This is a genomic window from Rubrobacter sp. M3-4, assembly GCF_059772285.1.
The window spans coordinates 273151-292693 of the sequence record NZ_JCBAJP010000001.1; the positions used below are offsets into that span (position 1 = coordinate 273151).

The following is a 19543-nucleotide window of genomic DNA, read 5'->3' on the forward strand; positions in this document are numbered from 1 at the left end:
CTCTCACCTCGCTTCCCGTCTCCCGCCTGTATACTGCTTCATAGCATGCGCTTCACCAAGATGCACGGGGCCGGGAACGACTTTCTCATCTTCGATCCGGAAGAGGTCGAGGGCGTGGACCTTCCCGCCCTCGCCCGCCGGGCCTGCGAGCGGCACTTCGGGGTCGGGGCCGACGGGATCCTCGTCGCCGCTCCCTCGGAGCGGGCGGACGTCAGGATGGTCTACCTGAACTCCGACGGCTCTCTCGCCGAGATGTGCGGCAACGGCATCCGCTGTCTCGCCCGCTACGCCCGCGACCGGGGCCTGGTCTCCGGCGACGCGCTCCTGGTAGAGACGGCCTCGGGCATGAAGAAGGTCGTGCTGAACCCCGACGGCTCCTCGCGCGTCGAGATGGGGCGCCCGTCCTTCGGCGGCGAGGCGAATCTGCACGGCTACACCTTCCTCCGCGTCTCCATGGGCAACCCGCACGCGGTCGCCTTCCTGCCCTCGGCGGAGGACGTCGAGGAGATCGAACTGCGCCGGATCGGCCCGAAGGTGGAGCGGGACCCGCTCTTTTCCGGGGGCACCAACGTCGAGTTCGCCTCCGCCGGCGGCGGAGGCTCCGTGCGGATGAGGATCTGGGAACGCGGCGCGGGCGAGACCCTCGCCTCGGGTTCGGGCTCGTGCGCTACGGCGGCGGCCGCCCTGCGGGAGGGTCTCGCCCGGAGCCCGGTCCGGGTGCAGCTGGACGGCGGGGTGGTCGTCGTCGAGTGGGACGGCGGGGAAGGCCCCCTCTACATGTCCGGCCCGGCGGAGTACGTCTGCGAGGGCAGGCTTCTCCTCTAGCGCTCCTTCAACCCGGCCTCGAGCCCGTCGACGAATTGCCGGGCGGTGCGCCCCGAGCGTCCGGGGTGCCAGCGCTCCCAGAGCAGCGCCCTCTCCCGCAGCTCCTCCTCCGGCATCGCCAGGCCCCGCGCCCGCGCGAGCCCGAAGACTATCTCGAGGTAGCGCTTCTGGTCCGGCGGCGGGAACGTGACGCGCAGCCCGAATCGGGCGGCCAGGGAGAGCTTCTCCTGCATGGTATCGTGGGCGTGCACGTCGTCCTCCTCCCGGTCGGAGAAGCGCTCGCGCACCAGGTTGCGCCGGTTGGAGGTCGCGTAGAGCCGGACGCTCTGCGGGGGTGGGGCGACGCTCCCCTCGAGCAGCGCCTTGAGCGTCTTGTACGAGACCTCGTCCTCCTCGAAGGAGAGGTCGTCGACGAAGACGATGAAACGGGCTCCCCTCCGGCGCAGCGCCTGCATGAGCTCGGGAAGCCGGCCGAGATCCTCCTTGGGTAGCTCGACCAGCCTCAGCCCGTCCGCGGCGTAGGCGTTGGCGAGCGCCTTGACGGTGGACGACTTCCCGGTCCCCGGAGGACCGTAGAGCAGCGCGTGGTGGGAGGGCAGCCCGGCGAGCAGCCGCTCGGTGTTTTCGATCAGGGGCCGCCGCTCCTCCTCGTAGGCTACGAGATCCTCCAGGCGCACCGGGTCCGGGCTCTCGACCGGTACGAGTCCCCCCTCCCGCCAGCGGAAGGCCCTGTAGCGCCCGAGCGTCCCCGCCCCCTGGCGGGCGAAGTGCCCGGCGAGAAGCTCCGCGCACCCGCCCCAGTCGGGCGCGGCGGCGAGCTTGCGCGCGATCTCCTGCCTCGGAGAGACGTCCCCGCCGGCCCCGGGATGGACCAGCGGCTCCCAGAGCCCTCCGAGCTCCGGGAGGCGCTCCTCGACGAGCGCGAGCAGAGACCTGGTCCCAAGCCCGAAGAGCCCCTGCAGCACCGGGAGCTCGCGCCGGGCCTGCCCCAGGAGAGCCGGGGGAAGTTCCCCCGTCTCGGCACCGAGGCTGAAGGGGTTCTCGTCGTCGAGGATGCTCCCGAGAAAGTGCGCCTGCCAGGCGTCGGGGAGCAGGGGATCGCGGGAGGCGGCGAGACCCGCCCAGAGCCCTCCCACTACCCCGGCCACCTCCCCGGCGTCCGGCCTCTCCCGCGCCAGCAGGCCGAGCAGGGACAGCAGATCCCGGGCGGGCCGGGTGCCGAGCACGCCCCGGAAGAGCGCGAGACCCCGCGCCCGGACCACGAGCCCGGCGAGTTCTTCGTTCCGCATGGAAACGAACTCTAGCACCGCCCCGGACCACTCGTCTACGTGTAGACGTCCCTCCTGCCGAACGCCAGGGCCGCCAGCACCACGAGAAGCAGGGCGGAGGCAGAGAGCAGGGCGAAGTTCGACCAGTCGATCCCCTGCCGGATGGCGGCGCCGTAGTAGTGGAAGGCCGAGAGGTAGCGCAGGTCCTCGATGCTCCCGACGCTCCCGGCGAGCGCGTTGAGGATGTACATGAAGACGAGCACGGCCCCGGGGATGCCCACCGCCGGGGCCCGCCGGTGCGTGAGCGCGGAGCACAGCATCGCGAAGCCCCCGAAAAGGGCGGACATCGGCCACAGGTTCAGAAGCGCCTCCGCCAGTCGGGCCGGGGAGAGATCGACACCCACCACGAGGGCGGCGAGTTCCATCAGCACCCCCATGACGGCCAGGATGATCGCCAGCGAGAGCATGCTGGCTACGAAGCTGCCGACGACGAGCTGCCACCGTGCTATGGGGTTGCTCATCACCACGTCGATCTTCCCGTCCTCCTCCGCTCCGGAGAGCGCGGAGGCGGAGGCGAGGATGGCGAAGAAGGCGAGCGCGAGCGGCGCCATGAAGCCGAGCAGCTCGGTGGCGAGAAGAGCCTCTATGGAGCCGAACCCGGCGCCCGCACCGAAACCGAAGAGGCTCCGCGCCGCACGCGGCAGCCTGCCCACGAGGCCGTTCAGAAGCTCCCGCTGGTCCGCCAGCGAGGGGTAGAGCGCGACGTACGCGATGCCGAGCGCCGCCAGATACACTCCCCAGACGAGCGCACCCCTGTACCGAAGCCTGAGGGAGCTTCCGGCCAGCACGACGATCCGGGTCGAGGCAGAAGGAACCTTCGCCCCCCTCATCTCTCCTCCCCTTCCTCGCCGTAGTACGCCAGGAAGACCTCTTCGAGCGAGGGACGCTCGACCTCGATGTCCACGACCGTGTGCCCCGCGGCGAGCTTGACGACCGCGTCGAGATCGCCGTGGACCCGGAACGAAAGCACAGCACCCTCCTGCTTCAGCTCGTCGACCCCGGGGAGCGCGGCGAAGGGGGCCGGGTCGGCGGGCGAATCGAAGGTCAGCCTCACACGCCGGAAGGACCGGCCGGGCAGCCTCCCGACCTCCTCGACAGCGGCGAGCGTACCCTCCCGGATGATCCCCACCCGGTCGCAGACGCGCTCGACCTCGGCCAGGTTGTGCGAAGAGAAGAAGACCGTACGCCCCTCCTCCTTCACCTCACGTATCATCCGCAGGAATTCCTCCTGCACGAGGGGGTCGAGCCCACCGGTCGGCTCGTCGAGGATCAGAAGCGGCGGCCGGTGGAACATCGCCTGTACGATCCCGACCTTCTGCCTGTTTCCCCGGCTGAGCCTGCGCACGGGACGGGTGAGGTCGGCATCAAGCCTGTGGGCGAGCGCACGGGCGTAGGAGAGATCATCCACCCCACGCAGCCGGGCGGAGAGCCGGATGATCTGCTCACCCGTCATCCGGTCCTCGAAGGCGAGCTCCCCGGGCAGGTTCCCGACCCGCAACCTCACCTCGACGCTCTCCCGCCACACGTCGAACCCGAAGACCTCGGCCCGCCCCTCATCCGGCCGCAGAAACCCCATGAGCGTGCGGATGGTGGTGGTCTTCCCGGCCCCGTTGGGCCCGAGAAAGCCGAAGACTTCACCCTCCTCGACCTCGAGGTCGAGCCCCGCCACCCCCCGCCTCCCACGGTACGTCTTGGTGAGACCCGCCGCCCGTATCACGACGCTCATCCGCCTTCTCCCCGCTCCCGGACCCAGCGCTCCAGCAGCCGGGGCATCTCCCGCTCCAGATAACCGTAGAGGCTCCTGACCTCCTCGAGCGCCCGCCGGGAACGCGGGCTCGCCCCCTCCATCACCCGGAGTCCCCGCTCGGCGAGGGACCGGAACGTCGCGTACGTCCCGGCCTGCTGCCGCACCAGCTCGCTCCAGTCCGCCCGCGCCCTGAAGTAGTCCTTCCTCTCCCCCGGCCGCCTGCCCCGCTCCACGATACCGAGCCGTACGAGACTGCGCGTCGCCCCGCTCACCGACCCCCGGCTCACCCCCAGCGCACCCGCGATCTCCTCCGCCGTCCTCTCCGGCGGGTCGGAGACCAGCAGAAGCCCCATCACCCTCCCCTGCACCCGCGGCAGCCCGAATCCAGCCCAAAAAGTCGCAAACTCCTCGACGTACTCCCGCCGCTCCTCGTCCAGCGAAACCTTCATACAACCCATCTTATTCGACATTTTCGAAAATTTCAATATTTTTTGAAAAAAGCAGGCAAAAGGAAGGGCCGCGCGAGCGGCCCCGGTGGGGTTTCAGCGGGTGGGATCCATCACGCCTCGCGGGTGCTCTGGCGGAGGGTCATCTCGCGCCCCTCCTCGCGGGCCTTCTGGCGCGGGCGCCAGACGCGGGCGTACTCGGCGCCGAGGTAGGATCCGATGACCAGGAAGGCGGCGACGGCCTGGGCGAGGAGTCCTTCGAGGGTGGGGAAGACGGCGAACCACATCCCCATCCAGCCGGGGATGGGTATCGGGAGGGTGGTGGTCGGGAGCCAGTGAGCGAGCTGCATCTCCTGCACGCTCTCGCCGACCATGACGACGAGCACGAGCCCGAGCATCACGCCGGTGACGATGAGCATCTTCTTGTAGGGGAGCTTGTGCTGCATGGAGAAGGTTAGCGCGGCGACGCCGAGGGTGAGCACGAGCCCGATGGCGGTCCCCAGAAGCACCTCCTCGGAGCCCACCTTAAGCCTCAGGTTCTGCAGGAAGAGGACGACCTCGAAGCCCTCCCGGTAGATGGCGGAGAAGCCGAGCAGGGCGAGGCCCCAGAATGCTCCGGAGAGCGCGCCCCCCGAGCGCTCCATCACCTGGCGGCGCCGGCGGTGGTGCATCCCGATCCAACCGGTCCAGTAGATCTTGTGGAAGAACCAGTTCATCACCACGAGCAGGACCAGTATCGCCAGGAGCCCGGTCGCGGCCTGCACGTCGAGCGCCGGTGCGTTCACAGCGGAGATTATCGCGACGACGATGAACCAGGTGGCTATCGTTGCGGCGAAACCCACCCCCGATCCGGTCGCGACCGGCTTCCAGAAGCCGCTCTTGCCGCGCATGAGCCCGGCGGTTATCGCCGAGAGGACGAGTATCGCCTCGAGCCCCTCGCGGAAGACGAGTATGCCGCTGTTCAGGATCGCCGAGGCCGGGCTCAGGTTGCGCGCCTGGCTCGGGTCCGGCGGGTTGCCACCCCACTCGACCGCCTGCCACACCATGATCCCAGCGACCAGCGCCGCTATCAGCGCCACCGCGAAGGACCAGGGGTTCAAGAGGCGACGCAACCTGAAGTTCTGCAGCATGAAAACCTACCCCCTCCGGCTCCCGGCCGCTTCGGGCACATACAAATGACAATCATTCGCAACAACCACACCGGCAAGGTACCGCCGAACGAGCCGGGCGTCAAGGAATCCGGCGGGATGATGTGAGCCAGATCAAATCACCCACCGAAGAGGCGGCGGAAGAAGCCCCGGCGTTTTTTGAGCGACTCGAGTTCGGCTTCGAGGCGGGTACGTTCTTCGGCGAGGGCGGACTTCTCTTCGACGAGCCTGATGCGTTCCTGGATGAGGCGCTCGCGCTCGGCTTCGAGGCGGGACTTCTCCTCTTCGAGGGTGGAGATCGTCTTCTCCTGCAGCTCGCGCTGGTACTCGACGAGGTTGAGCCGTTCTATCTCGGACCAGAGGCGGTCTATCTCGACCCGGGCGGCGTCGCGTTCGCGCCTTATCTCCTCGAGCTGGCGGTTGCGCTCCTCCAGGCGCGTCTTGTAGTCCTGCCCCTGCTGCAACAGGCGCTCGTAGCGTTCGAACGGGACGGCGGGGAGCCGGGAGGAGCCTTCGTCCCCTATCACCTCGCCCTCGAAGATCTCCTCTTCCTCCCTGAGTTCCCGGGCGAGACGGCGCACCTCGGAGAGGGCGAAGGAGTATTCGCCCTCCTCCGAGCGTGCGGCCTCCAGGCGACCCTCCTCTACGTGGCGGCGGACCTCATCGGTGGAGCACCCCAGGATCGCCGCCGCGCCCCCCAGCCCGATGCGCTCCTCTGAAGGATCCATACCGGCATTCTACTTTAGCTTCGAGCCGTCTGGAACCTCAGGTCTTCAAGACCTCTCCGCCTTCTATCTTCACCGGGATCTTCGGGAGCGGCCGCGGGGCCGGGCCGCGCAGGACCTTCGCCCCGTGGGCCGGGTCGTAGACCGAGCCGTGGCAGGGACAGACGAGATCCCCGCTAGACTTCTGGTAGGCGACGGTGCATCCCATGTGGGTGCACACCGCGGAGTAGGCCACGAACCGTCCGCTCTTCAGGTGGATCAGGACGGCCGGCTGACCGGCGTCGGTGAACTTCACGGCCGAGCCCGGCGGCACGTTCGCGGCCTTCGCTATCGTCTTCTTCGTGGAAGAGCCACCTTTCTGCGCGCCGGCGCTGCTCCCGGCTCCACCACAGGCGGTGAGCAGCGCCCCAGCGGCGGCTCCGGAACCGAGTGCCGCCCCGAGCCGGATGAACCGCCCGCGGGAGATCACGTTCTCCAAAACTCCCTCCTGTCCTCGCTAGCCGGTATCGTCCGCGTACATATACGACGTCGCGGCCCTCTCAGTTCCGGGAGAGGATGGATTACAGGAAGGCCGGTACGAGCTCCCCTTTTATCAGGTCGGCGTAGTGTTCGCGCTCGCGCACCACGGCCCAGCGGTCACCCCGCACCAGGACCTCCGCCGGGCGGCGGCGGGAGTTGTAGTTGGAGGCCATCGAGAAGCCGTACGCCCCGGCGCCCATCACCGCCAGCACATCCCCCTCGCGCGCGTCGGGGAGTTCGCGGTCGCGGGCGAGGAAGTCCCCGCTCTCGCAGACCGGGCCGACGAGGTCGGCGTGTACCGTACCCCGGCCGTCCTCGAGCGGGAGCACCTCATGGTAGGCGTCGTAGAGGCTCGGGCGGAGCAGGTCGTTCATCCCGGCGTCGGCGACCAGGAACGTCTTCTCGCCCCCCTGCTTGCGGTAGAGCACGCTCGTCAGAAGGACCCCGGCGTTGCCGGCGATGTAGCGGCCCATCTCGCAGAGTATCGTGGCCCCCGTCGCGGCGAGCGAGGATCTCAGCGCCTCGACCAGTTCCTTGGGGGTGGGTGTCTCCTCGTCGTGGTAGCGGATGCCTAAGCCCCCGCCGATGTTGAAGTAGCGGATGTCGTGTCCGGCGTCCCTCAGGTCCTCGACGAGCGCGGCCGTCTTCTCGACCGATTCGACGTAGGGGGTGGTCTTGAGCAGCTGGGAGCCGATGTGCTGGTGGATCCCGATCAGGTCGACACACCGGTACTCTTCCATCCTGCGCGCGAGCGCGGCGGCCTCCTCGAGGGGGATGCCGAACTTGGCGTAGGAGTGCCCGGTGGCGATGTGCGGGTGCGTCTCGGCCTCGACGTCCGGGTTGACCCTGAGCGCCACCCGGGCCCGCTTGCCGTGCATCACCGCGAGCCGCGAGATGCACTCCAGCTCGCCCGCCGACTCGACGTTGAACATCAGGATGCGCTCCCCTAGACCACTCACCAGCTCGTCCTCCGTCTTCCCCACGCCGGAGAAGACGACCTTCTTGGGGTCGAAGCCGGCCCGCATCACCCGGTAGAGCTCCCCGCCGGAGACCACGTCCGCCCCGGCCCCGAAAGAGGAGAGCGCCCTCAGGACGGCCAGGTTGCCGTTCGCCTTGACCGCGTAGCAGATCATGTGCTCCAGCCCGGCCCCCGAGAAGGCCCCGTCCAGCTCGCGGTAGGCCCGCTCGAGCGCCGCGTGGCTGTAGACGTAGACCGGGGTCCCCGCCTCACGGGCTATCTCGGAGAGGGGTACGTCCTCGCAGAAGAGAGCGCCCCCCTCGCTGTGAAACTCGTCCAACGGAAGTTACCTCCTTCTCGCCCTTCCACCTCATCTCACGGCGATCTTCCCGCCCCCTCACAAAGTCGACCCTACAGGGAATATACTCCTCCCCGGAACCAGACGCGAGGAGAAGATGGAACACGAAACCCCGGTGAAACGGCTGATCCTGAACCCCGCGCTCGAATCCGGCGGGGATTACCCCCTCCTGCGGCTCGACGAACGCCGCCGGGAGCTGGAGCAGCGGGGCGTCGAGCTCTTCGACTTCGGCACCGGTGATCCGCGCGAGCCGACCGACGAGAGGATAAGGCAGGCCCTTACAAACGCCGTCCCAGAGGTGAGCCGGTACCCGACCGTGAGCGGCTCGAGGGAACTGCGCGAGGCTTTCTGCGGCTGGATGCGGCGCCGCCACGGCGTGACGCTAGACCCGGAGACGGAGGTTATCCCCGCGAACGGCTCCAAGGAAGCGATCTTCCACCTCCCGTTCGCCTTTCTGCACCACTCCCACGTCCGCAAAGGCGTCGCCTACGGCACGCCGGGCTACCCGGTCTACGAGCGCGGGACCGCCTACGCCGGGGGGGAGCCGCTGCCGGTGCACCTGCGCCGCGAGGATGGTTTTTTGCTACCGCTCGAGGAGGTAGACCCGGAGAGGACCAGGATGCTCTGGATCAACTACCCACACAACCCGACGGGCTCCTCCGCCCCCCGCGCCTACCTGGAGGAAGTGGCCGCCTTCTGCCGCGAGCATGACATCCTGCTCCTCTCCGACGAGTGCTACAACGAGATCTACTCCGGCGAGCCGCCGCCTTCGATACTGGAGGTGAGCAGGGAGCGCACCCTGGCCGTCTGCTCTCTGTCCAAGCGCAGCGGCATGACCGGTTACCGCACGGCGATGATCGCCGGGGACGCGGAGATGATCTCCGCCCTGAAGAGGATGCGACCCTCCGTCGGGGTCGCGACCCCCTACTTCGTGCAGGCCGCCGCGACCGCCGCCTGGTCCGACGACGCCCACGTCGAGCGCCGCCGGCGCATCTTCGGCGAGAAGCGCGCGCTCTTCACGGAGTTCTTCGAGAGGACGGGCATCCCCTACCTCCCCACAGAGGCGAGCTTCTACCTGTGGGTCGCAGCCCCCGGCGGGGACGACGAGGCGTACGCCCTGCGGCTGCTCGAGGAGGGCATCATAGTCGCCCCCGGGCGCTCGTTCGGCCCCGGAGGAGAGGGCTACGTAAGGGTCGCGCTCGTCCCCTCGATCGAGGAGTGCCGCAGGGCCATAGGGCGCTGGGAGAGGATCGAAGGTTAGCCAGCCGGCGGTAGGACGACCCGGATCTCCGCCAGTTGCCTGTCTTCGCGGTCTCTCGGGACGAGCGTGAGCGTCCCGGCCAGTGGAGGAGGTGAGGGTCTGAACATCACCTTCCCCTCGAACGCCGTCTCCCCGCCGCCGAATTCCGCCCCGGCGTAGCCGTATACCGTTCCCGCCTCATCGCGGGCCTCCCAGCGTCCGGCCAGCACGCTGGAACTGAACCCTTCGTCCCTGGCCCTCTCCATGAGCTCCCTCATGCTCAGGTCCCGGCGCAGGTGAGGCGGGGGCGTCGTGTACTCCCCCGCGTAGCGGACGACCAGGACGTTATCCCACGCCTCGAGCGAGGAGACCACACACCTCACGCCCTGAGCCTCGAACTCGTGGACCACCGATACCACGAACCGCAGAGGAAAGCGCGGGAACTCCGTTTCGTCTCCGTCCCCACGATCAGGCGGCCCTGTACCTTCTGGGTACGGTCTGAAATGCATCTCCTGTGCTCCTATTTTGTGATTCTGTTTTGACCCTCGGGAGCACCTTCGCAGAACCCATCACGTGTATAAGCCCTAAGGTCGACTATACCTTCTACACGCCCTACCCCAGTGTGGAAATCGCCCGTGTATCTCTCCCAGTGACGCCGTGGTGGATGAAGGGGCTTGACTTTCGAGTCAAAATGATAATATTTCCCATTGTCTTTGTTGCGCCAAGACCAAGAGTATTCGCGTTCGTAAGCTGTCCGATTGAGTGTAAAGCCGAAGTTAAATGCGGCATCCCCTCGGCGATGATTAGACATAGAAGAAAGACATGCCGCAATTACCGTAAAGATTGCCCTGGGGCTTGAACTCTCCATACTTGTGAAATGTCATCGGAGCACGTACTACCGTAGCCGTAGTAACTGAAGAAGGATCTTTATCGCCATGACGGCGAGCAAGTGCCTGAGCTTTTTGACGGCTGAGGTGTTGTATTTTGTATGGATGGAACGTCATCGGAGCAAAGTTTTTGCCTTCAGCATTCTTCGGCTTAGCTCCAGAAGAGGTCTGCGCAACGGAAGTCCTGGCGAGGATTACCGCAATCACAGTTAGCAAAAGGGTGGTAACCAATACACCAGAACGCTTCATCAAGCTCTCCTTCCCCCTAACGCCGTTTCTGGCTGGCGCCTGCCGATATGAAGTATAATGAACCTCTTACGGAAAACAACAAGTGAGTGATGTTGACAAAGCATTAGCAGTGTAACTGTACTTGTCGATAACGAAATCAAATTCACTCAAACAGCCTCCCGGCCTCCATCTTGCTAAACTGCTCCCGGTCCGGGAAGAGGTGTTCGAGGATACCGGAGGGAAGCCTTTGAGAGAGAGGATAGAGGCCGCCTATCGAGACCGCGGTCTGCTCGAGGAAGAGGAGTACAGGCAGGCAGTCTTCGACGCCATCGCGGCCCTGGACCGCGGTGAGCTCCGGGTCGCCGAGAAGCACGGCGGCGAGTGGCGCTCGAACGCCTGGGTGATGCAGGCGATAAACCTCTACTTCGTCGTAGCCGAGATGCGCACGATAACCTCGGGTCCCTTCGAATACCGCGACAGGATCCCGACGAAGAAGAACCTCGCCGAGGCGGGGGTGAGGGTCGTGCCGCCGGGGACGGTGCGTTACGGGGCCTACGTCGAGCCCGGGGTGGTCGTGATGCCCGGCTACGTCAACATCGGGGCCTGGGTCGGGAGCGGGACGATGGTCGACACCTGGGCGACGGTGGGTTCGGGCGCCCAGATCGGACGCAACGTCCACCTCTCCGGCGGCACGGGAATAGGCGGGGTGCTCGAGCCCCCCGGCGCCATGCCCGTCGTCGTCGAGGACGGGGCGTTCATCGGATCTCGCGCCATCGTCGTGGAGGGGGTGCGCGTCGGGGAGGAGGCGGTGCTGGGTGCGAACGTGGTGCTCACGGCCTCCACCCCGATCATCGACGTGACCGGCGAGGAGGAGCGGGTCTACCGCGGCTACGTCCCGCCGCGCTCGGTCGTCGTCGCGGGGAGCCGCCCGCGCGAGTTCCCGAGCGGCACCTACCAGCTTCAGGCGGCGCTCATCATCGGCAGGCGCCGGGAGTCGACCGACCGCAAGACCTCGCTCAACCAGGCGCTGCGCGAGTTCGGGGTGCCCTCTTGAGGGAGAGGCTGCTCGAGGCGCTGCTCTTCTTCCTCGAGCGCCCGAGCGTCACCGGAGAGGAGAGGCGCCTCTGCGACGACCTCGAGGCGCGGCTGGCAGGCTCCGGGCTCTGGAGCGTCGGGCGCACCTCCAACAACCTCGTCGTCCGACGCCGCACCCCCGACCCTTCGCGCCCGAAGCTGGTCTTCGCCGGCCACCTGGACACCGTGCCGGAGCCGGAGGGCGGTATCCCGGTGCGGGTGGAGGGAGATGAGGTCTACGGCCGCGGGGCCTCGGACATGAAGGGCGGGGACGCCCTGATGCTCGCCCTGATGGAGAACCTGGACTGGGATGAGGCGCGGGTTGACCCCCTCTTCGTCTTCTACGAGCGGGAGGAGGGGCCGCACGAGGAGAACGGTCTCGGGAGGGTCTTCGAGGAGTATCCGGAGGTGCTGGAGGCGAGGCTCGCGCTCATCCCGGAGCCCACCGCCGGGGCGCTCGAGGCCGGCTGTGCCGGGACCGCGCAGGTCGAGGTCGTCTTCCGGGGAAGATCCGCGCACGCCGCGAGGCCCTGGCTGGGGGAGAACGCGATCTCGAAAGCCGGTGGGTTCCTCGCCGCGCTGCACGAGAGGATGCCGGAGGAGGTCGAGGTCGAGGGCCTCGGGTTCTACGAGGTTCTCACGCCAACCCTCGCCCGCGGCGGGGTCGCGACCAACGTCGTCCCGGACGAGTTTCGTATCAACGTCAACCACCGCTTCGCGCCGGGAAGGGGCCGCGATCACGTGGAGCGGACCTTCGCGAAACTGGCGCGCGAGCACGGGTTCTCCTTCGAGGTGAAGGATTTCGCCGCCGGGGCGCCCCCCGCGCTCGGTGACCCTCTGCTGCAGGAGCTCGCCTCGGAGACCGAGGTGCGGGCCAAGCAGGGCTGGACCGACGTCGCCCGCTTCGCCGCGGCCGGGGTCCCGGCTGCGAACTACGGTCCCGGCATCCCCGAGCAGGCCCACCAGGACGAGGAGCACGTCAGGCTCTCCGTACTCGAGGGATGTTACCGGCGTCTGAAGGATTCCCTCAGCGCCATCCGGAGGGCGACATAGCCTGTCATCCCAGCAGGAGCAGGGACAGCCGGCGGCGATCCCCCATCACCGCGACGAAGCCTGCGCGCCCCTGAGCACCATGCAGAGCGCCAAGCTCAAAGAGTAATGACTCGCAGACTTACAGCAGCAGAAATACCGCCAAGACCAGCAGCTGGATCTGGGAAGCAGGGAAAGACCCGCCATACCGGCCCCGCGGTGGGCAAACGAACGAACACCTCTCGGGCATGTACTGAGAAAGCTGCTCCAGTATCGCCCATGCAGGTTGAAGTTCAGGATGTGACCTCTCGCCGGGTGAAGAAGAGCGCGGAGAGCACTACAAACCCTGTCAGGTAGGCTGCCAGCACGAGCGCGGCCTGCTGAGGTTCTACGGGCTCTGCAGGGAGAGGCCCGGACTGCGGAGCCAGAGCGCCCTGACCGAAAGCTGCCGCGAGGTCTGTAGAGTTGCGGCCGGGCAGCGCTCCAACAAAGGTCTCCAGGCGATCGTTGAAAGCCGCAAGGCCGGTCAGAAGGCCCTCCACGACGAGCAGGCAGACGAGCCCGGTCCCAACGCTCAGGGCGCCGCTGCGAAGCAAGACGGCGAGGAAGAGACCCATGTAGGCGTTGGTGGCGAGGATCAGCCAGCCCGCCCCGAGCGCTTCGAGCCACCGGCCTGCAGACGGCCAGCTTACGGGGGCTCCTTCGGCGAGGGAGACCGAGTAGCTGCACAGGGCACCGAGCACCAGGCCGGCGGCAGCGCCGACGAGCACTACGACCCCGACCGCGGTTACTTTGCCCGCGAGCACAGAGAGCCTGCCCGGACGCTGCGTCAGGACGATCTTCAGGGTATCCCATCCGTATTCGCCGCTGACAGACAGCGCGCCGAAGATAAGGGCCACCCCTGCGCCGATCCCTCCGAACGACCGCAGGGTGGTGGCCAGCACGTTTCGCGGGTAGAGCTCGGCGACAGCGCCCTTTGCCGCGACCGGTGCATCCTGCCGGGGTCCCTGCGAAGAAGCCCCGCCGTCCAGCGCCGTGAGCAGCAGATATGTAAGCAGATACCCCAAAAGCACGATCGAGAGCCCGAAGATCGTCCAGAGGATCCACGTCGCCGGGCGCTTCCTGAGCTTGAGCAGCTCCGCCGCGAAGCTCGCGAGCATCAGACCACTTCCTCTGCGGTGAGTTCCAGGAAGACCTCCTCCAGCGACTGCTCCGCCGGCCTGAGCTCGCTGACGTCCAGGCCCGCTGAGACGAGCCTGCGGTTTATCTCGGCGGCGCGTCCCGGGTCGGTGGTGAGCCTCAGCAGGCCGCCCGAGACCTCGACTTCTTCGACGCCCACGAGCCCCTCCGCTATCTTCGCGGCGTCCTCCAGCGGCGCGGCGCGCACGAGCAGGCCTGCTTTACTGCGCAGCTCGGCGACGGTGCCCTCGGCGACGAGGTGGCCCTTGCGGATCACGCCGACCCGGTCGCAGATCTGCTCGACCTCCCCGAGGAGGTGGCTGGAGAGCAGCACGGTCCTCTCGCCGCGACCGAGCCTCCTTATCAGCTCGCGCATGTCCGCCATCCCCTTCGGGTCCAGCCCGTTGGTAGGCTCGTCGAGGATGAGGAGCTCCGGGTCCTTCAGGAGCGCCGCGGCCACCCCGAGCCGCTGCTTCATCCCGAGCGAATATTTCTTGAACCTGTCTTTGGCCCTCCCCGAGAGCTCGACCGTCTCGAGCATCTCGTCCACCCGTGAGGGCGGCGCACCACAGTAGCGGGCGATCACCCTGAGGTTGTCCCTGCCTGAAAGGTAGGGGTAGAAGGCGGGGGACTCCACCAGCGCGCCCACCCTCTTCAGGCCCTCAGGAGCCCCCGGCTTCCCGCCGAGCACGCTCGCCGAACCGGAAGTCGGGCGGACCAGGCCCAACAGCATCCTGAGGGTGGTGGTCTTGCCGGCGCCGTTGGGGCCGAGGAAGCCGTAGACCTCGCCCCGGCGCACCGTGAGGTCGAGGCCGTCCACGGCATTTATCCGGCCGTAGCGCTTGGTCAGATTTCGGGTCTCGACTATCGCATCAGCGTGCATGCAGGATCATCCTTCCAAGAACATCACCACAGTCGATATTAAGAGGAGAGCGAAGCCGCCGGCGGCTATGAACCTCAACGTCTTCGAGTCCCGAAGTGGTCTGGCGACAAAGGCCGCGCAAGGTCCGCCAAAGAGAAACAGCAGCACGAGCCTGGGATCGAAGAACGAGACGACGAGAGCGGAGATCGCGCTGGCGGGTATGGCCAGTACCAGCAGCTTCTCCGATGTGTCCAGATCTCTGTCTCTCCCCTCTCGCATCAAGTTCTCCTCCTCAGAACGCTTCCATAAGCACGGGCGTCACGTACGCCTCAACGGGCGCAGCGCAGATTATCAGCAGAGCCGCAAGCGCCAGGCCGACCAGGCAGTCTCCGAACGGGTTCTCCACTGACTTGCCTTTTATCGTCGCCAGACACCAGTGCAAACCCTTGAAGCCAACGACACCAGCGAGCAGCAGACCGGGTATCTCCAAGAGACCGTGGGGCAGGACCCCCGCAGAGATCTCCGCCAGGGACCAGCCCTCGTTCAGCTTTGCGCCGACTGCTATACCGGCAACCATCCCGTTGCCGAACAGGAGAAGCGCCGCGAGGACGCCGAAGGTGACAGAGCCGAGCGCCACCAGCACGACCGCTACAAGGTTATTGCTGGCGATCCCGAGCGGGTCGCCCGGTGCCCCAAACCGATCTGCACCGACCACATTACCACCCGGGACACCAATCACGGGCACCACGCCTCCCGCAAGAGCGCCGGCAAGATAGCAACCCAGACAGAGAGCGAAGAGGATCGCATTGCGCCGCAGGAAACGTCCCGCCAGGCAGGCGCCGGGGTAGAACACTGACTCCAACGGCCCGGGGGTGGTCCTGCTCTGTGACGGGTCGCGCTCGCTCAAGATGAGCCCCCGGATCGATCCATCGCGTTCAGCACCGACCGCTCGAAACCGGTCGCGTCTCCGTCGGTCTCGCGCTCAAGGATTATCCTCCCGTCGGATATTATGCTCACGCGGTCGCAGAGGCCGTGGGCAAGCTCTAGGATGTGGGTCGACAGGAAAACAGCTCTCCCAGCGTCTGCGAAGGAGCGCAGAAAGTCTTTCATGAACCGGGAGCTTGGCGGGTCGAACCCGGTCAGAGGTTCGTCCAGAACGAGCACGGTCGGCCCCTGCAGAAGTGCTCCGGCCACGGCCAGCTTCTGGCGCATACCGAACGAGTACGAGCCGATCACGTGTTGCGCGCGATCTGCGAGGCCAAACCGCTTCAAACCATCCTCGACGGCCTTTATCTTCTCATCCTCCGGAAGACCCCAGAGATCGGCGACGAACTCCAGATACTGCCGCCCGGTCAGGTACCTGTAGAGGAAGGGCGAATCCGGTACGAAGCCCACGGCCCTGCGTGTTCGCCGTGGAGCGTCTCGCACGTTCAGACCCGCGATGAACACCTCTCCGGAGTCCTGCGGGACCAGCCCGGCGATGATGCGCATGAGGGTGGTCTTGCCGGCACCGTTGGGGCCCAGCAGGCCGTGGATCTCCCCTGCCCGCACCCGGAGCGACACTCCATCCAATGCCCGCACCTCGCCGTAAGACTTGGTGACCCCGTCTAGCTCTATCGGAAACACGGATCAGGCTCCTCCCCAATGCCGGTGCCCGCGCTGCCGGACCAACAGTACCAATCCAAAAGTAACCAACGCGGCCGACAGGAGCACACCTGCTCCGGTGGCAAGGAGCATCGTGTCCTCTTCCAGGTAACCGAAGTAGTGCAGGATGCCGCATATCGCCGCGGCCTCCAGCGCCAGCGTCAGGTAGAGGCCCGAAGCTATGCTGGAGAGCGTCGAGGCGCGTGGAGAGTTGCCGATCTCCCGGTGGTGCTCCCAGTCGAACCTGGGATAGACCGCGCTGCTCCCCACCTGACTCACCCCACACGCCAGCGCGGACGCGATTCCGATGCACAGCGCGGCACCGAACAACGCTGACGGATACCGCAAGAAGGCGTGAGAGGAAACCAACAAGGTTGAGCAGAACACCGTAAGGAGCACGACCTGAAGGGTCGCCTTAGCCGCGAAGATGCGCATCAGCGGCACCGACGCCCGACGCAACAGATCTATGGCTTCACCCTCCGCGTCGATCGCCGTCACGGGAAGCAGAGCCTCCCCGGCGAAAGAACACAGCGTATAAGAGAAGATCAGAAGAGGAAAAACAGCCTGCCACGAGTGAGCCTGGTAGGCGCCTCCGACACCGAGCCCGACCACGAAGCCGATTAAGGTAGCCATCAGGAACAGCATCGTCGAAAACCGTCGACGCACCACCGGAGTTGCCCGGGATAGAGCGCGAAGGTCTTTGGCAAGGATGGGACCAAACCTGCCAGCCACGGCGGACACGCCAGAGGCGACAAACCGGGTAACCCCGCCCTCCCGCATGGATCGCTCGTAGCCCCACTGGGAGCCCATCGGTATGAGGCGCGCAGTCGCCCACATGACAATGATGGCGACGGGAACGACAACCACGTACGCGAGGACAGTCCACCAGAAAGCCGACACGGCCCGTCCGGAAGCCGCGTCCGCCAGCGAGAAGACGAACCAGTTAGAAGGAAGCCAGGCCCGTTCGGCGAAGGTTTCCACGCTGCGGCTCGCTAGAAAGGTTCTGATCGAAGCCACAACCTCCTGCGCCCCTCCCAACAGACGCGTAACGAGTAACGCAAGGACGCCGGCAAGCCCCGCGGCGACCCCGCAACCCAGCGCGATGCCGGCTGCAGAGGACCCGAAAGCCGCGTGCGTGGAGCTTTTGATCCTGTACCCGACCACCCCCCATGCGCTCCGAAGGGTGACCACAGCCGCCAAGAAGGGTGCGTACAGGGCCGCCCAGGCCAGAAATGCGAGCGGGGAGTTTCCGAGGATCCAGATAGAAGCGGCTACAGCGGGGCCGACCACGAAGAGCCATATCGAGGTCGAACGCACGGCAGCGGCGAGCAAGAAGCGGCACAGCACGAAGGCGCTCGCTGGTACAGGGCTCCGGTAGAGAAGCTCGTAGTCCTCCGGATGAGCCGCCCGCTCCAGACCCTTGACAGCACCTCTGGTCTCTCCCAGCAACACCGTGACCACGGCGATGGCACCTATCTCCTTCAGGTCCGCCATTCCCGCCCCCACCGCGATTTCGATGGCCTCGAAAACGGCGTCGAAGAGCGCGAACGCAACCGTCGCGATGAGCGCGGCCACGGCCAGCCCGACGATGAACCACCCGAGAGGTCGAGTCCGGAACGAACGTTCCCTGAGCGACGATTCCAGGGTCCCGGGAAGGGCTTCGAGCAGTCGATTGTACGCTCTATGGAAATCCACGAGCGACAGCGCGAGCGCCGCCCTCCAGGCACCGTCCCCGCCGAAACGGTGAGCACCACCAGCCGGGCCTCGTCCCGCGATTCGCTCAGCGGGCGAACCCTTCCGGAGAACTCGCTCAATACTCCGAAGCTCGATCCTTGGTTTGGGACTCACGGGCCAATCTCTCTTCTCTGCGCTGCAGATCGGGGCTACGACCTAGCCGGCCGAGCCTCGATCTGCCGTGTACGCAATCGGCGACCCCGGATACCCCCTACCAGGCTGCCGCGTACCTCTCGCCGTAACGCAGCGCCAGCCTCTTGGCAATGGCGACGATGCCGGCAGTAAAGATGCCCGCTCCGACAACCGAAGCCAAAAGCGAGAGTATCAACGCTATATTGGAGAAGGTCACGATTATATCGATGGCCTTTTTGGCCGCGTAGTAGCTGATGCCGAGGTTGGTCGCAAGATCGGCTATGCCGGCGGAGAGACCGTTCGTATTTCCTATAGAGGGCAGGCTTCCCGACGCGACCATGAAGTAGGTGATCGCCATCGCCACGACCAAGGCCAACGCAGCGACCAACCTAAACGCTAAGCCTCTGCTTAACTGCACAAACTGCACGTAATCTCCCTTCTTCAGTCATGTCCGCTCACATCTTCGGGATCACGCAACCGCGCCTGATCCACGTTCACCAACTCACCTCATGCGACCACCTCCTTCCTCAACTCCTCCCATGAGACTCCTTCTATACAAGCGCCCCTTGTGCAGCAGTTAGGGCAGCACTCATTGCCCAGCCGACTACGAATATTGAGAACGAGATACCAAAGGCTCTGACAATTGAAAGACCGTGAATCTTGGCGAGTCCCATCCCTAAGAGCAGGGCGGCCCATAGAGAAAAAGGATCAAATAGGGTGAGCAGCGCTCCACCGGAGTAGACGCCACCCGTGGTGAGTGGAACATTCTCTGCACCCAAGAGAAATGCCAATACAGCCACTGTAATTGCTTTGAAACCGCTAGGTATCATTGCAAGGGCATAGCATGCCACCGAGCAGTGCGCATCGGCCGATCCACCCAACAGGCGAGCTACCGCATGGGTGATCAGCCCGGCGACGAGCGTAAAGACCACAACCTGCACCAACCCGAAGACGCCACCTAAGCCCAGGACCAGCCACACCAACCGAGGTGTGGCCTCTATCCCGGCACGCTCGAGTGCCTCTAGAAGGCGGGTCTCGAACGCCGAACCGAGGGCGATGTACATGACGAGAGTCGCAATCACCACGAACAGCAGAGGAGGAAGTATCCGAGGGTGCTCAGCCACCCGCGAAAACGCTCGACGCGGGTTGATTATCGTGTCGAGCGCACTATCGATCAGGCCGAGATTTCGATGCGTTTTGCGTCGTACCACGTGCCCTGCAGTTCCACCCACGGATTATCTACCTCACTGACTTCGGCTTGCACGGACACTCTAGAGGAGGTTGTGGATCTCAAAACCTCTCTCCGACCGCCTCCTCGATCCTCCGTGCCAGAGCACCGTACGCCGCACATCCGGCGTCGTAGCCCAGAACGAGACGCCTGCCCCTCATGCTCTCTCCCCCTTCGCTCCTCTCTCTTCCGCATCCCGTACAGAGAGCACCTTAGAGCAGGAGCCTCATGGGCACATCATCCTTGAGGTAT

The 19543-nt window shown here is 65.9% G+C and carries 22 protein-coding genes; 4 read left to right on the top strand and 18 right to left on the bottom strand.

The window, feature by feature from the left end:
• Positions 1–45 precede the first annotated feature (45 nt).
• Positions 46–825, top strand: coding sequence for a diaminopimelate epimerase (gene dapF, locus AC6EKW_RS01280; RefSeq protein ID WP_498513452.1), 780 nt, complete (start codon positions 46–48; stop codon positions 823–825).
• On the opposite strand, the gene AC6EKW_RS01285 is transcribed toward dapF, so the two are convergent.
• The 8 genes from AC6EKW_RS01285 to lysA form a co-directional block, all read right to left on the bottom strand.
• The gene (locus AC6EKW_RS01285) at positions 822–2114 is read right to left on the bottom strand and encodes an ATP-binding protein (protein ID WP_498513453.1); all 1293 of its coding nucleotides are present in this window, start codon (positions 2112–2114) and stop codon (positions 822–824) included. The genes dapF and AC6EKW_RS01285 overlap by 4 nt on opposite strands.
• Positions 2115–2149: 35 nt before the next feature.
• Complete coding sequence (locus AC6EKW_RS01290) at positions 2150–2983, bottom strand: ABC transporter permease subunit (protein WP_273887280.1); 834 nt, start codon at positions 2981–2983, stop codon at positions 2150–2152.
• Positions 2980–3879: an ABC transporter ATP-binding protein gene (locus tag AC6EKW_RS01295; RefSeq protein ID WP_498513454.1), complete on the bottom strand. Its 900-nt coding sequence runs from the start codon at positions 3877–3879 to the stop codon at positions 2980–2982. Before AC6EKW_RS01295 ends, AC6EKW_RS01290 begins: the two co-directional genes overlap by 4 nt.
• Entirely contained in the window at positions 3876–4349 is a 474-nt protein-coding gene (locus tag AC6EKW_RS01300; RefSeq protein ID WP_498513455.1) for a GbsR/MarR family transcriptional regulator, read from the bottom strand. Before AC6EKW_RS01300 ends, AC6EKW_RS01295 begins: the two co-directional genes overlap by 4 nt.
• 110 nt (positions 4350–4459) lie before the next feature.
• On the bottom strand, positions 4460–5476 hold the full coding sequence (locus AC6EKW_RS01305) for an FTR1 family iron permease (protein WP_273887277.1): 1017 nt from the start codon (positions 5474–5476) through the stop codon (positions 4460–4462).
• Between the two features lie 137 nt (positions 5477–5613).
• On the bottom strand, positions 5614–6222 hold the full coding sequence (locus tag AC6EKW_RS01310; RefSeq protein WP_273845058.1) for a MerR family transcriptional regulator: 609 nt from the start codon (positions 6220–6222) through the stop codon (positions 5614–5616).
• A gap of 37 nt (positions 6223–6259) precedes the next feature.
• The gene (locus AC6EKW_RS01315) at positions 6260–6688 is read right to left on the bottom strand and encodes a QcrA and Rieske domain-containing protein (protein ID WP_498513583.1); all 429 of its coding nucleotides are present in this window, start codon (positions 6686–6688) and stop codon (positions 6260–6262) included.
• Between the two features lie 91 nt (positions 6689–6779).
• Complete coding sequence (gene lysA / locus AC6EKW_RS01320; protein WP_273887276.1) at positions 6780–8036, bottom strand: diaminopimelate decarboxylase; 1257 nt, start codon at positions 8034–8036, stop codon at positions 6780–6782.
• Positions 8037–8151: 115 nt separating this feature from the next.
• Between lysA and dapC the strand changes: the two genes are divergently transcribed.
• On the top strand, positions 8152–9315 hold the full coding sequence (dapC, locus tag AC6EKW_RS01325; protein WP_498513456.1) for a succinyldiaminopimelate transaminase: 1164 nt from the start codon (positions 8152–8154) through the stop codon (positions 9313–9315).
• Here dapC and AC6EKW_RS01330 read toward each other — a convergent pair.
• Positions 9312–9713 carry a hypothetical protein gene (locus AC6EKW_RS01330; protein WP_498513457.1) on the bottom strand — a complete coding sequence of 134 codons (402 nt, stop codon included), beginning with the start codon at positions 9711–9713 and terminating at the stop codon, positions 9312–9314. The two genes, dapC and AC6EKW_RS01330, sit on opposite strands and share 4 nt — an antisense overlap.
• A 384-nt stretch (positions 9714–10097) precedes the next feature.
• On the bottom strand, positions 10098–10430 hold the full coding sequence (locus AC6EKW_RS01335; RefSeq protein WP_498513458.1) for a hypothetical protein: 333 nt from the start codon (positions 10428–10430) through the stop codon (positions 10098–10100).
• Positions 10431–10656: 226 nt separating this feature from the next.
• On the opposite strand from AC6EKW_RS01335, the gene AC6EKW_RS01340 reads away from it, so the two are divergent.
• A complete protein-coding gene (locus AC6EKW_RS01340; protein WP_498513459.1) occupies positions 10657–11463 on the top strand; it encodes a 2,3,4,5-tetrahydropyridine-2,6-dicarboxylate N-succinyltransferase in 807 nt (268 codons plus the stop codon).
• Entirely contained in the window at positions 11460–12536 is a 1077-nt protein-coding gene (gene dapE / locus AC6EKW_RS01345; protein ID WP_498513460.1) for a succinyl-diaminopimelate desuccinylase, read from the top strand. The genes AC6EKW_RS01340 and dapE overlap by 4 nt, the downstream gene beginning before the upstream one ends.
• A gap of 269 nt (positions 12537–12805) precedes the next feature.
• On the opposite strand, the gene AC6EKW_RS01350 is transcribed toward dapE, so the two are convergent.
• From AC6EKW_RS01350 to AC6EKW_RS01385, 8 genes are all read right to left on the bottom strand, one after another.
• A complete protein-coding gene (locus AC6EKW_RS01350; RefSeq protein ID WP_498513461.1) occupies positions 12806–13672 on the bottom strand; it encodes an ABC transporter permease subunit in 867 nt (288 codons plus the stop codon).
• Complete coding sequence (locus tag AC6EKW_RS01355) at positions 13672–14574, bottom strand: ABC transporter ATP-binding protein (RefSeq protein ID WP_498513462.1); 903 nt, start codon at positions 14572–14574, stop codon at positions 13672–13674. The genes AC6EKW_RS01350 and AC6EKW_RS01355 overlap by 1 nt, the downstream gene beginning before the upstream one ends.
• Positions 14575–14580: 6 nt before the next feature.
• Entirely contained in the window at positions 14581–14832 is a 252-nt protein-coding gene (locus tag AC6EKW_RS01360; protein ID WP_498513463.1) for a hypothetical protein, read from the bottom strand.
• Between the two features lie 13 nt (positions 14833–14845).
• Complete coding sequence (locus AC6EKW_RS01365) at positions 14846–15460, bottom strand: stage II sporulation protein M (protein WP_498513464.1); 615 nt, start codon at positions 15458–15460, stop codon at positions 14846–14848.
• Positions 15457–16179, bottom strand: a complete 723-nt coding sequence (locus AC6EKW_RS01370) for an ABC transporter ATP-binding protein (protein ID WP_498513465.1) — start codon at positions 16177–16179, stop codon at positions 15457–15459. The genes AC6EKW_RS01365 and AC6EKW_RS01370 overlap by 4 nt, the downstream gene beginning before the upstream one ends.
• 3 nt (positions 16180–16182) lie before the next feature.
• Complete coding sequence (locus AC6EKW_RS01375) at positions 16183–17772, bottom strand: hypothetical protein (RefSeq protein ID WP_273887268.1); 1590 nt, start codon at positions 17770–17772, stop codon at positions 16183–16185.
• 370 nt (positions 17773–18142) lie between these two features.
• Positions 18143–18490: an uberolysin/carnocyclin family circular bacteriocin gene (locus AC6EKW_RS01380; RefSeq protein WP_498513466.1), complete on the bottom strand. Its 348-nt coding sequence runs from the start codon at positions 18488–18490 to the stop codon at positions 18143–18145.
• A 124-nt stretch (positions 18491–18614) separates the two neighbouring features.
• Positions 18615–19295, bottom strand: a complete 681-nt coding sequence (locus AC6EKW_RS01385; protein ID WP_143528435.1) for a YIP1 family protein — start codon at positions 19293–19295, stop codon at positions 18615–18617.
• Between the last annotated feature and the right edge of the window lie 248 nt (positions 19296–19543).